This window comes from Terrisporobacter vanillatitrophus (assembly GCF_051148895.1).
Lineage (GTDB): Bacteria > Bacillota > Clostridia > Peptostreptococcales > Peptostreptococcaceae > Terrisporobacter > Terrisporobacter vanillatitrophus.
Genome location: NZ_CP154625.1, coordinates 2353188 through 2367259, shown reverse-complemented (window position 1 = coordinate 2367259; position 14072 = coordinate 2353188). Strand labels below are relative to the sequence as shown.

Below are 14072 nucleotides of genomic sequence, written 5' to 3'. Positions count from 1 at the left end.
ATGAAGATATAAAAAAATTGTGTTATAGTTATGAATATAATAATTTTTGAACAGAATTTTAGGGGGAATTTTAATGAATTATGAGATTATAGGAAAAGTAGTACCAAGTGTTGAAGTAAGTTTATCAGGAGGTGAGTCCATGTTCACACAAAGTGGAGGTATGTTTTACCAAACTGAAGGAATAAAAATGGACACAAATACAAAAGGTGGGTTACTAAAAGGTATAGGAAGAATGTTTGCAGGAGAATCAATGTTTATGGCAACATATACTGCAATGCAAGATGCTAGAATAGCTTTTGCTTCAACTGTTCCAGGAAGTATAATACCTATAAATGTAAGTGAAGGCCGCTTTACTATACAAAAAGGAGCTTTTCTTGCTGCTGAGTCTTCAGTAGAACTAAAGACTATTTTTAATAAAAAGATGGGAACAGGATTCTTTGGCGGTGAAGGATTTATATTACAAGAGCTAAGAGGTAGAGGAACTGCATTTTTAGAAATAGATGGTGATGCTATAGAAATGAATTTAGCTCCAGGAGAAGTTATAAAAATAGATACAGGAAATCTAGTGGGATTTGAAGATAGTGTTAGATATGAAGTAGAACTTGTAAAAGGTATTGGAAATATATTATTTGGTGGTGAAGGTTTATTTTTAACTAAGCTTACAGGGCCAGGTAAGGTAGTTCTTCAAACTATGAATATGAATGAATTTGCTCTTAGAGTGGGTTCTTATATACCAACAAGTTCAAACTAACAAAATAATAGATTTTATAATAATTGGGTATATCAAAAGATATACCCAATTATTATGGAGAAATTAAATTATAATGTTATGGATGAAAAGCAACAATATTGTTTATAATAGTTACTATTTCTTCTGGAGATTCATTTAAATCATTTTCTAGCCATGTTTGAACAACGGAAAAAATTCCCCCTACATTATATTTAATAAAGTAATCTAAAAATACATTGTCAACCTTTGAAGAACTTATAAGTTTGTCAATTTCAGCTTTACTTGCCAACAAAAAAATACGATCCATAATATTATTTTCTATATGATGACAAAATAATATTTTGCACAATTCTTTATTTTCCTTAATAAGTTTAAGAGCATTAAGTAATAAAACATCTTTATAGTCTCCAAGTGGAGTTTTCTCTATATATTCTAATATTTGATTAAAAAATTCATCTTCCATTGATTGTAATAAATCATAAGCATCCTTATAATGAGTGTAGAAAGTGCCTCTATTAATGTTGGCATTTTTACATATATCTGTAACGGTGATTTGGTGGATTTTTTTATTTTCAAGTAAATCAAGCAAACTCTCTTTAATTATTTTCTTAGTATATAAAATCCTTCTATTTCCTTTAACACCAGCCATATATTCCATCCTTCCTTTGAACAAGGTGGCTACCTGAAATTTCATGGTGTCCACACAGAGACTTAAAGTGGTAACTAAGTCATCTCGTTGGCGAAACGAGCCTAGCCAATTTTTACAATTACAATTTTAAATTACAAGTTATTAAATGAACAAAAAAAGCTTTGATGTTTATTTAATAACAATATGATATCATGTGATTATTGTAACTAGTTTACATATTATTTATACTTATATATTATAGCATTAACCAAACAGAGTGTCTATTTAATAACAGTGAGTAAGCAAAGCAAAATGATGGGGGGAAGAAATGTCATATATACAAATAATCGACGAGTATAAAAGATACAAAATTGGAGAAAACACTGTTGTTGCTAATAATGGTATCAATTTTTCTATAGAAAAGGGAGAGTTTGTAATTATTTTAGGACCAAGTGGTGCTGGAAAAACAACCGTACTGAATATTCTTGGAGGAATGGATACTTGTGATGAAGGAAACATAATTATTGACAATGTTGATATCTCTAAGTTTAGTAATAAAGATCTAATAAATTACAGAAGATATGATGTGGGATTTGTATTTCAGTTTTATAACTTAGTTCAAAATTTAACTGCAAGAGAAAATGTGGAACTGGCAACGCAAATTTCTAAAAATGCTTTAGACGTGGACAAAACTTTGGATATTGTTGGCCTTGGTCATAGAAAAGATAACTTCCCAAGTCAATTATCAGGAGGAGAACAACAAAGGGTATCCATAGCTAGAGCAATAGCAAAAAATCCTAAGTTGCTTCTGTGTGATGAACCAACTGGAGCCCTGGATTATAAAACAGGTAAACAAATTTTAAAAACTTTACAAGATACATGCAAAAAAATGGGCACAACTGTAATAGTTATAACTCACAACGCAGCCCTTGCACCAATTGCCAATAGAGTTATAAATATTAAAGATGCAAAAGTTCAAAATGTACAAATAAATGAACAGCCTGTTTCTGTTGAATCTATTGAATGGTAGAGGATTATATATGAAAAATAGAGCATATAAAAAATCAATAAAAAGAGAAATACTATCTTCAAAAGGTAGATTTATTTCCATAATGGCAATAATTTTCTTAGGTGTTGCATTTTATGCTGGAATAAAATCCTGTGGGCCAGACTTAAAAGAATCAATTAATGAATATTTTGCAAAAGAAAATCTAATGGATAGTAAGATAGTATCAACTATTGGACTTAATGAAAATGATTCAAAGTTACTAGAAAATAATGATAAAATTCTTTATTACTATTCAACACACAGTGTGGATGTAAATTTAACTAATACAAATGATGTGGTTAAATTTATGGAGTATAATGCAAGTAGCGCTGATAAAATGAATACACCAGTTGTCACTGAAGGAAGGCTTCCACAAAAAAGTGGGGAAATTGCCATAGATGTGAATGCATTGAAAATAGATGAAAATCTAGAAATAGGTGATAGATATGTTATAAAATCAGACAAAGATACAGAAAGTTATTTTAAAAAGAAAACTTTTAAGATTGTTGGATTTATCCAAAATCCCATGTACATAGATAATATGTCTAGGGGAACAACTACTGTAGGAAAGGGAAGTATAGACTATTTTGCGCTGATAAATAGTTCTGATATAACCATGGATGCTTACAGTGAAATTTATGTAAGGTTTAAAAATACAGAAAACCTTGGAGCATATGATGATGAGTACAAAAATATAATGGAAGATAATAATAAATATCTTGAAAATTTATACTCACATAGAGGGGTAGAAAGAATTGATGAAGTTAAATCAGACGCACAAAAAGAATTTGATAAAGCATATAAAGAAATAGAAGAAAACGAAAAGAAGCTTGAAGATGCTCAGACGGAAATAGACAATGGGAAAATGCAACTTTTAGATGGTAAAGCAGAATATGAGAAGGCTTTAGCACAGTTTCAACATGAAATAAAACATAATGAAAAATTATTAAGCGATAGTGAAGATAAATTAAAAAAAGGTCAAGCAGAACTTGATAAGCAAAAAGAAATTTTATTGCAAGGTGAAAAGCAACTTGAAAGTGCTAAGACTCAGTTAGAAGAGTCAAAACAAATATTTTTAAGTCAAGGAATTGATCCTACTAAAGATACTAAAGAATATGAAAATCAAATATCAAATTTAAATACTTTGCTTTCAACATACAATGCACTATCTAAAGATATAAAAGAAAGTATAAATAATTTAAACGGAAATAATGAAATTCCAAGTGAAAAAATTCAGTATTGGAAAATGATTATATCAAATCCTAATTTAGGATTAAACAAATTAAGCAATTTAGTAAATGCTTTAGAAAAAGATCCATCAAATATTTCTTTAGCGCTTAGTCTTTCACAAAACATAGAAAGTGCTAGTAAAAATGTAACTGAAAATAAATCTAAACTAAAAAATTTAGTTAGTGGAATAACTCAGTATCAAGAAGGTGTAAAAACTTATGAAAAAGAAAGTAATAAGATAATTGAGGGAAAAATCAAACTAAAAGAAGCTAGTGAGGAATTAAACAAAGGAAAAAAAGAAATAGAAAAAGGAAAAAAGGAACTTGAGGAAGGTAAAAAGCAAGGTCAATCAGAATTAAACAAAGCAAAAAAAGAAATTTATGACTCTGAAAAAAAACTTCTTGATGGAGAAAAGGAAATTGAACAAAATAAAGAAAAGCTAGTAGATGCTAGAAAAGAAATAGATGAAGAAAAAGAAAAATTAAATGAACTTGATGATAGTAAATATTATTTCTTTGATAGAAATGATAACTCAGGCTACTCAACTTACAAAGGGTCAATTGATAGTTTAGACAAAATAGCATCAGTATTTCCTGTATTTTTCTTCTTAGTAGCAGCTCTAATATGCTTAACTACTATGACAAGAATGGTAGAAGAAAACAGAATAGAAATTGGAACTTTAAAAGCTCTAGGTTATAGAGATTTAGAAATAGCTAGAAAATATATAGTTTATGCTTCAATTGCCAGCTTAGCAGGAGCTATAGTTGGCGTAGTAGCAGGAAGTAGCGCATTACCATTAATAGTTAATATAGCTTATTCATCTAGCTTTACTTTGCCTAAAGTTATAATAAACTTCTATCCATCATATATAATTCAATCTTTAGTAGCCTCTTTACTTTGCACAGTGGGAGCCGCATTTATTGTTTTAAAAGAGGAATTAAGAGAGAATCCTTCTAACTTAATGAGAACAAAAGCACCAAAGCTGGGTAAAAAAATATTACTAGAGAGAATTACACCTATATGGAGAAGACTTAACTTTAATCAAAAAGTAACTTTTAGAAATCTTTTCAGATATAAACGAAGAATGTTTATGACTGTGTTTGGAATATCAGGATGTATGGCCATGCTTGTGGCAGGTATATCTCTTGAAAAATCAAACTCTTCTTTATCAGATTTACAATTTGGTAAGCTAATAAAATATGATGCAATGGTTGTATTTGATGATAATAGTACAAAGAAGGAAGATGAAGAATATGATAAATATTTAAACAATCTACAAAATTATGAAGATGATTTAAATATTTATCAAGAATCAGTTACTTTTAGCAAAAAAAATATGAGCAAACAAAGTGCAATGATGTATGTTCCACAAAGTACAGATAAATTAAATAACTTTGTTTTGTTAAATGATAGAGCTAGTGGGACAGAGTACAAACTAAGTAATGATGGGGCTATCATAAATGAAAAGTTAGCCAAACTTTTAAACGTGTCTGTGGGAGATTATGTAACTTTAACAGACTCAAATAATAATGATCACAAAGTAAAAGTAGATAATATAGTAGAAAATTACACTGGTCATTATATTTATTTATCACCATCATATTATAAGAATATATTTAAAAAACAAGTATCGTATAATGCACAATTATTAAAATTTAATTCTAAAAATTATGATGAAAATGAATTATCATCAATACTTATGAATAATAGAAAAGTTGTAAATGTAACTCTTGCATCTAAAATGAAAAGCATGAGTGAAGCAGCAGACTTAGGATTAGTTATGATAGTAATAATAGTCGCTTCAGGAAGTTTAGCCTTCGTTGTATTATACAATTTAATAAATATAAACGTATCAGAGCGTATTAGAGAAATTTCTACTATAAAAGTATTAGGTTTCTATGATAATGAAGTCGATATGTATATATTTAGGGAAAATATAATACTTACAATACTTGGAATACTCGCAGGTTCTGTTTTAGGTAAACTTTTATATGTATTTTTAGTAAGTACGGCAGAAATGGACAACATGATGATGATACCAAGGGTGGATATAAGTAGTTATATAATATCTGGAGTGATTACAATGATTTTTGCTCTACTTGTTATGGTGATGATGCATAAAAAATTAAAAAATATAAATATGATTGATGCACTTAAATCAGTGGAATAAGAGCTATTAAAAAATAAGGTGGGTACTTTAACCTACCTTATTTTTTTGTCATAAATTTTTATAAGAAGTATGTTTAGTAATATATTTTTATTGTTAGGCGTGGTAATTTTTAGTGTAATCACTTATATAGTATCATTAAAAAAAAAGAGTATAAGATAATAGTATTAGATTTTGTTATATGTTTAGTTTTGTTATTTTCAATATATTAATTAACTTATAAAAGAAATATCTTTGCCAAAAATATCTACATTTCTTTAGGTATATTAGTTATTTTAGATTAAAAAAATAAGAGTTCAATTAATATTATATAAAACAAATAAATTATACTATAGATAATATTATATAATATTATCTATGAGGTAGCTAATAAGTTGCTTGTTGTTTAAATTTAATAAAGATTTAGATTTATACCAAGGAGCATCAATTAGAGGAGGTATTATGAAACTAAGTATAATAGGGGTGCCAACTTATTATGGATGTGACAATAATGGAACACATCATTCACCAGAAAAATTAAGAAATGCAAAGGTTATTGATTTAATAAAAGATACCGAAAAAATAGAAGTTACAGATCTTGGAGATATTGATGTAAAAGAAGTGATGGAATCAGATAAGTTTAAAAATGAAAAAGATATTAAATATTTTGAAAGTATATATGATTTAAGTTTAAAATTATCTAAAGCAGTAGATGAAGCAATGGATAATAGTAATTTCACATTAATATTAGGAGGAGATCATGGAATAGGACTTGGAAGTATAACAGGTGCTAGCAAACACTCAAAAAACTTAGGTATTGTATGGATTGATGCTCATGGGGATTTTAATACATCAGCAACATCACCAAGTAAGAATTTTCATGGAATGCCTTTAGCTTGTTTATGTGGTTATGGAGATCCTAGATTAGTTAATTTATATTATGATGGTATTAAAATAGAAGAGAAAAACGTATTCCACATAGGTGGAAGAGATATAGATAAGGGAGAGCGAGATTTACTAGATAATTCTAAAGTAAATCTTTATGATAAAAAGGTAATAGATAAAATAGGATTAGAAGATGTAGTTGATGATATAATAAAAAAATGTAAAGAACAAAATATTGATGGTCTTCATATAAGTCTTGATATAGACTTTATGGATAAATCCATAGTGGAAGGCACAGGAACTAGAGTTACTGGAGGATATACAGTAGAAGATACTAAATATATTTTAAAACGTCTTATGGAAACAGGGATTGCTAAGTCAATGGATTTTGTCGAATTTAATCCAAGATTAGATATAAATGATAATACTTTAAAAATTTGTAAGGATTTATTAGAGTATTTCGGCCAACTTCTCTAGTGTAAAGAATTAGTTATTTGATAAAATAAGTGGGGCTGTGGCAGGTTTGTATAAAAAAACTTAGCTACAGCTTTTTTACTTTCAATTCTAGTAAATATATTATATTGTAGCAGAAAATTTTGTTTTTAATGTATAATTTACTTATAAAAGAAATTAAATAATTGAAATAAGAAAGGCAACTAGATATTAATATAGAATATCCATTAGAAATAATAGATAGTTTTTGGGATGAAAAAAATAAACGTTGTCATGAACGCTATTATTCAGCTGACCTGGATATTAGATAAAAATTCTAATGATCAATAAATTTAAAATAGTAGCTTGAAGAGAGATTAAAATTTAATGAGATAAATATATCATATGGATAAGAAATAAAAAATATTTATGCAATATATTATAACTAAAAATATAATAAAGAGGAGAATATATATGAAATGTCCATATTGCAATAATGAAATGGTATTGGGAGTTATACGTGGAGGAAGAGATACAGTTAAATGGATTCCAAAGGAAAAAGACAAGGGTGTAATTTTATCAACTTTTGTAAAAGGAATTAAAATTTTAGAGTGGATGGACTCAAAAGTAGAAGGATATTATTGTAGTGAGTGTAAAAAAATAACAATAGAAGTACCTAAACAATTATAAGATTGATAATATAAAAAATAGCACTTTATGTACTGCACCCCAATTGTTGGACCAAAATCTAATGATTGGGGTGTTTTATATGGCAAAATATGATTATAATTTTAAATTAAAGGTTGTTAAATCTTATTTAAATAGAGAAGGAGGATATATATCCTTAGCCAAACAATACGGAATGCCTTCTCATTCACAAGTTGAACAGTGGGTTAATGCATATAATACCTTTGGTATCGATGGTCTAAGAAGAAAAAATACGCATACTTCATATACTGTACAATTTAAATTGGATGTTATAAACTATATGATAACAACTAAATCCAGTGCACGAGAAGTAGCTAACCATTTTGGAGTTAATAACATTTCACTTGTTACAACGTGGAAACTAAAGTATTTAAATGGTGGTATAAATGCATTGAGTAAAATGAAAGGAAAACCACCGATGAATAAAAAAAATAATAAAGAAAGAAACTTAACAAGGGAACAAGAATTAGAACGTGAAAATGAACTTTTAAAAGCGGAGCTTGCCTTTCTAAAAAAGCTACGTGCTTCAGGGATGAATGTTCCAGAAAGGTTAAAAACCAATACGAAGCAAAAATAATTTATGAACTTCGTAAAAAATTCAAATTATCTATTATCCTTGAAGCTACTAAGTTTCCTAAATCAACATATATGTGTTGGCAAAAAAGATTTGATAGTGAAAATCCGGATAAAGACATTGAAGAAAAAATAAATACTGTTTTTAATGAACATAATGGTAGATATGGCTATCGCCGAATTACAGCTACACTAAGAGATTGTAGTATAGTCATTAATCAAAAGAAAGTAAGACGTATTATGAAAAAGTTAGGACTTAAATGCGTAGCATTTTCTCATAAATCACGTAAATATAACTCATATAGAGGAATAGTTGGGAATATCGCTGATAATAAAATAAAGAGAAGGTTTAAAACATCAATTCCTCATCAAAAAATAACAACTGATACATCAGAATTTAAAATATACACTACTGATAATGATGGAAAATTAAAAATAAAGAAATTATACCTTGATCCATTCTTAGATATGTTTAATGGAGAAGTTTTATCTTTCAGTATATCTGATAGACCTAACTTCAAGTCAATAAATGATGCTTTAGAAAAAGCAATAAATATTACAAATGATTGCCCTTATAGAAGAACTTTTCATTCTGATCAAGGCTGGGCATATCAAATGAACGTATATACAAAAAAACTAAATAAGAATAAAATATTTCAAAGTATGTCCAGAAAAGGCACATGTCTTGATAATTCTCCTATGGAAAATTTCTTTGGAATAATAAAACAAGAAATGTATTATGGAAAAATATACAAAACTTTCAACGAGTTAGAATTAGCTATAAAAGAATATATTTATTATTACAACAACAAAAGAATTAAAGAAAAATTAAATTGGCTTAGTCCTGTTAATTATAGAGTTGAATATGAATCTAAGATTGCATAAAATCAAAAATACAGGAATGAAAAATCATTCCTGTATAAAGTCTAACTTTTGGGTCTCAGTACATTATTTTAAGGTAAAGTGCTATTTTTTATCCTTTTATTTAGTTAAAATATCAACGTATTCACCATAAATATATCCAAATTCGTTATTATATTTAATTTTGCACCAACCATTAGAAGTTATAGCCACTATATCAACTTTATCACCTTTTTTCACTGAACCAATTTTTTCATAATTAGTATTAGGTCCTTTTCTTACATAAACACCAGATAAAATAGAAGCAGTAGCAGAGTATTCTAACTCTTCAATTTTAGTAAGAGTTACATATTGCGAAGAAATATAAGCATAACTATTGTTAAATTTAATTTTATACCAATTATTAGAAGTTTTAGCAACAATACTTACTTTAGCATTCTTCTTTAAAGAGCCAATTTTGGCATAATTAGTATTAGGTCCTTTTCTTATATTAATGTTATCAGTAATAGTGCCAGCTGCAAAACAAGGAGTTTCACTTGGCTTAGGTTTATTAGTTGTAATAGTTATATATTGAGAAGAAACATAAGCATAGCCATTATTAAACTTGATTTTATACCAGTTGTTAGAAGATTTAGCAACAATAGTAACTTTGGTATTTTTCCTTAAAGAACCAACCTTATTATAAGTAGTATCAGGCCCCTTTCTAACGTTAATATTATCATTAGCAGTACCCGTTGTAGAGTAAGGAGTTTCACTTGGCTCAGGTTTATTAGTTGTAATAGTTATATATTGAGAAGAAACATAAGCATAACCATTATTAAACTTGATTTTATACCAGTTGTTTGAAGATTTAGCGACAATAGTAACTTTAGTACTTTTCTTTAAAGAGCCCACCTTAGTATAAGTAGTGTCAGGACCTTTTCTTACATTAAGATTTGATTTAGCAATACCTTCTGCTGAATAAACAGTTTCCTTAATTGTGGCTGCATAAGCAGTAGATATATAATTATCATTTTTTATAGGGAAATTTCCCGTAATTACTCCTGACATACAAACAGTAGATACTAATCCTGTAATCATAACTTTTTTTAATACATTATTTTTCATAATATCACCTCAGATTATTTTTTAGATTTACTATTTTAAAACAATTTATATTATAGTCTTACATTCCATTAATTACCATAAATATTACGGAAATGAAATATATACAAATTCATTATTGTATCTTGTAATATGTACTAATGATATATTTATAACTAATTAAAATTAGGTAAAAATATTAACAAACTTATAAATAGCATAATAGAAAAAAGCAAGTTAAAAAATCCAGTAAAGTTAAGCCTACTGGATTTTTTATACTTTATTAAATTCTTTTCTGATTTAAATGCATTCTCATTATAAAATAAGAGATTAAAAAAATATTAACACTGATTAAACAAAGTGAAAATTGTATGTATTTCATATAAGAATTAACTATGATAATCATGTAAAGGATAAAAGTTGCTATAACAGAAAATAGAGCATCTTTTCCACATATGGCACAATGTATACCATATATTAAAAATATTATTGGAAATAAAACAAATGTATTGTTAATGCCTAGATATCCAGCCTCTTGTATATTCATTCCTACTATTTTATAAAATTTCTCATGTGTTAAGAGTCCCATTACTACAAGAATTGCAAAGGGAGTAAATAATCCTATTTTTTTTATCATTGATGACTCCTTTCTTTAATATAATAGTATATACGTCATAATGTGTTGTAAATTAACATTGGTTTTTTGTAACTAAATGTTACTAATATAACTTATTTAATAACTTAAATAAGTAAAGTAAAAAATAATTAACAAATAAAAACTTGCATTAGAGTTCATTTATGTTTATAATAACTAACAAATAAATAAATTCCCGTGAAGGGGAGTAGCTTTCACATTATTGTGATAATCAGTCGTCAAAACGGAGTAAAATCCCGGTTGATTAGCGAGTTTAAACTTGTTAGCAAGACCTTCAGAGTAGTTTTATCTACTTTGGTGGTCTTTTTTTATTGTAAATTATAACTTTAATAAAATTTGGTAGTATTTGTATTAATTCACAAAGATGAATTTATAATAATGGGAGGAAATTGTATGTTCTATAAGGAAACAAGCGAAAAAACTATTAGACATTTTGACAGTAGTCTAGACGGCTTATCTCAAATGGAAGTTATGAAAAGACTAAAACAAAATGGACTAAATGAATTAAGAGAAAAAGAAAAGGTGCCAACTTGGAAGTTATTTTTAACTAGTTTTAAAGATCCACTAGTAGTAATACTTTTAATTGCAGCTTTAGTTCAAATATTTTTAGGAGAAGTAGTAGAATCAGTAATCATTTTTGCCGTACTTGTTTTAAACTCTATTCTAGGAGTAATTCAAACTAAAAAAGCAGAAGGCTCTTTAGATAGTTTAAAACAATTATCTGTGCCAAATGCAAAAGTAATTAGAGATGGGATTAAAATTACAGTTCCATCAAAAGATTTAGTTGAAGGAGATATTGTTGTTTTGGAAGCTGGAGATTATGTGCCAGCAGATGGAAGAATAATAGAAGCTCAGACTTTTAAAGTAGTAGAAGGAATGTTAACTGGAGAAAGTGAACCAGTACTAAAACATGAAGATAAAATAGATGAAGATTGTGCTTTAGGTGATCAAAAGAACATGGTATTTAGTGGTTCTATGGTAGTATATGGTCGAGCTACTTATGTAGTTACAGCCTGTGGAATGAAAAGTGAAATAGGAAAAATAGCAGACTTATTAGATAACGCAGAAAATAAAGAGACACCACTGCAAAAGAAACTTGATGAATTTGGTAAAAAGCTAGGTGTGGGTATAGTTATATTAGCAGGGTTAATTTTCTTAGTGCAAGTTATTAGAGGAGCAAATATAGCAGATTCATTTATGTTTGCTATTGCCATAGCAGTTGCAGCCATACCAGAAGCATTGTCTTCCATAGTAACTATTGTTTTAGCAAAAGGAACAAATACAATGGCTAAAAAACAAGCAGTTATAAGAAAATTACCAGCTGTTGAAACTTTAGGTTCAACAAGTGTAATATGTACAGATAAAACTGGAACACTTACACAAAACAAAATGACTGTTGTTGATTTTTATATGTATGGTGAGAAAGAAAAAGTTTTAGCTACTAATATAGATGAAGAAATAGCTTTATCTAGCAACGATGATATAGCATCAACTAGTGAAGTTAATGAAAGTGAAATAGCATTAACTCTAGCATCAACTTTATGCAATGACTCAGATGTAACAGAAGATGGTGTGGAAATAGGCGACCCAACAGAGGTTGCTCTTATAAATCATGCAGAGAAAAACAACATAAACTATAAAACATTAAGAGAAAAATGCAATAGATTAAAAGAGTTACCTTTTGATAGTGATAGAAAATTAATGTCTACAATAAATAAAGTAGATAATAAAATATACATGTTTACAAAAGGTGCTCCAGATGTGATTTTTAGCAGATGTAAATATGCATTAGATGGTGGAGATGTAGTATCAATTAATTATGAAATTATAAATGAATTTAAAAAAGCAAACGAAGATTTTTCTAATAAAGCATTAAGAGTCTTAGCATTTGCTACAAAGGAAATTGAAGATGAAAACTTTGTACCAACTTTAGAAGATGAAGATGAACTTACTTTAATAGGTTTAATGGCAATGATTGACCCACCTAGAAAAGAAGTTTATGAAGCGGTAAAAGAAGCTAAAGAATCAGGCATAAAAACAGTAATGATAACTGGGGATCATAAAACTACTGCAGCAGCCATAGGTAGAGATATAGGAATAATGGAAGAAGATGATTTAGCCCTTACAGGTAAGGAGTTAGATGATTTAACTGATGAAGAACTAGATGAAAAACTAGAACATATTTCAGTTTACGCTAGAGTTTCTCCTGAAAACAAAATAAGAATCGTTAAAGCTTGGCAGAAAAAAAATAAAATTACTGCCATGACAGGAGATGGTGTTAACGATGCCCCAGCACTTAAGCAAGCAGACATAGGTATAGGAATGGGAAGTGGAACAGAAGTTGCAAAAGATGCGTCTGCTATGGTACTTTTAGATGACAACTTTGCTACAATAGTAAATGCCATCGAAGTGGGTAGAACAGTTTACAATAATATAAAAAAATCAATCACTTATTTATTCTCAGGAAACTTAGGTGGTATAATTGCCATATTATTTGCAGTTATTGCAGATTGGTCAAATCCATTTACTACAATACAACTTTTATTTATTAACTTAGTGACGGATTCTCTACCAGCTATAGCATTAGGATTTGAGCCACCAGAAAAAGGTATAATGAAAAATCCCCCAAGACATCCAGACGAAAGTATATTAGCTGGAGGGACTTTAAAGTCAGTAGCATTTAGAGGTAGTATAATAGGTATGGTGACAATATTAGCACAATATATAGGCATGCAAACTTCTCCTGAACTTGGAATAGCTATGGCATTTGCCACACTTACATTATCTAGAATAATTCAAACATTTGCTGCAAGATCAAATACTGAAACAATATTTAGTTTAGGACTTAACAGTAATAAATATGCACTAGGTGCAGTTGGAGTTTGTTTAGTAATGTTTTCTTTAACATTATTACCTTTTATGAGAGATATTTTCTCAATGCCAATGTCATTTGATCTAAATAGTTTAGGAATATCATTTGGCCTTGCTGTAGTTGCGAGTTTAATTATGGAACTTAGTAAAAAAATCATTAATAAATAATTTAATTAATGATTTGTATTATAAAAAAAGTAGTATTTCAGTATAAAAACTGAA

9 protein-coding genes and 1 pseudogene are annotated in these 14072 nt (G+C 28.3%); 7 read left to right on the top strand and 3 right to left on the bottom strand.

The window, feature by feature from the left end; all coding sequences use genetic code 11:
- The first annotated feature begins 73 nt into the window (after window positions 1–73).
- On the top strand, window positions 74–751 hold the full coding sequence (locus tag TVTCOM_RS11815; protein ID WP_434796480.1) for a TIGR00266 family protein: 678 nt from the start codon (window positions 74–76) through the stop codon (window positions 749–751).
- A gap of 76 nt (window positions 752–827) precedes the next feature.
- Here TVTCOM_RS11815 and TVTCOM_RS11810 read toward each other — a convergent pair whose 3' ends face one another.
- On the bottom strand, window positions 828–1379 hold the full coding sequence (locus TVTCOM_RS11810; RefSeq protein WP_434796479.1) for a TetR/AcrR family transcriptional regulator: 552 nt from the start codon (window positions 1377–1379) through the stop codon (window positions 828–830).
- A gap of 307 nt (window positions 1380–1686) precedes the next feature.
- Between TVTCOM_RS11810 and TVTCOM_RS11805 the strand changes: the two genes are divergently transcribed.
- The 5 genes and pseudogenes from TVTCOM_RS11805 (at window position 1687) to TVTCOM_RS11785 (ending at window position 9265) form a co-directional block, all read left to right on the top strand.
- Window positions 1687–2388 (top strand): ABC transporter ATP-binding protein, encoded by a 702-nt coding sequence (locus TVTCOM_RS11805; RefSeq protein WP_434796478.1) that lies wholly within the window; start codon window positions 1687–1689, stop codon window positions 2386–2388.
- A 10-nt stretch (window positions 2389–2398) separates the two neighbouring features.
- Window positions 2399–5806 (top strand): FtsX-like permease family protein, encoded by a 3408-nt coding sequence (locus tag TVTCOM_RS11800; RefSeq protein ID WP_434796477.1) that lies wholly within the window; start codon window positions 2399–2401, stop codon window positions 5804–5806.
- Window positions 5807–6244: 438 nt separating this feature from the next.
- The gene (gene rocF, locus TVTCOM_RS11795; protein ID WP_434796476.1) at window positions 6245–7144 is read left to right on the top strand and encodes an arginase; all 900 of its coding nucleotides are present in this window, start codon (window positions 6245–6247) and stop codon (window positions 7142–7144) included.
- Between the two features lie 429 nt (window positions 7145–7573).
- Entirely contained in the window at window positions 7574–7789 is a 216-nt protein-coding gene (locus tag TVTCOM_RS11790; protein WP_434796475.1) for a PF20097 family protein, read from the top strand.
- Window positions 7790–7868: 79 nt separating this feature from the next.
- Window positions 7869–9265: pseudogene (locus TVTCOM_RS11785) on the top strand (IS3 family transposase).
- Between the two features lie 96 nt (window positions 9266–9361).
- On the opposite strand, the gene TVTCOM_RS11780 reads toward TVTCOM_RS11785, so the two are convergent.
- On the bottom strand, window positions 9362–10348 hold the full coding sequence (locus TVTCOM_RS11780) for an SH3 domain-containing protein (protein WP_434796474.1): 987 nt from the start codon (window positions 10346–10348) through the stop codon (window positions 9362–9364).
- A gap of 259 nt (window positions 10349–10607) precedes the next feature.
- Window positions 10608–10961 carry a hypothetical protein gene (locus tag TVTCOM_RS11775; protein WP_434796473.1) on the bottom strand — a complete coding sequence of 118 codons (354 nt, stop codon included), beginning with the start codon at window positions 10959–10961 and terminating at the stop codon, window positions 10608–10610.
- Window positions 10962–11372: 411 nt separating this feature from the next.
- On the opposite strand from TVTCOM_RS11775, the gene TVTCOM_RS11770 reads away from it, so the two are divergent.
- Window positions 11373–14018, top strand: a complete 2646-nt coding sequence (locus tag TVTCOM_RS11770; protein WP_434796472.1) for a cation-translocating P-type ATPase — start codon at window positions 11373–11375, stop codon at window positions 14016–14018.
- The last annotated feature ends 54 nt before the right edge of the window (window positions 14019–14072 follow it).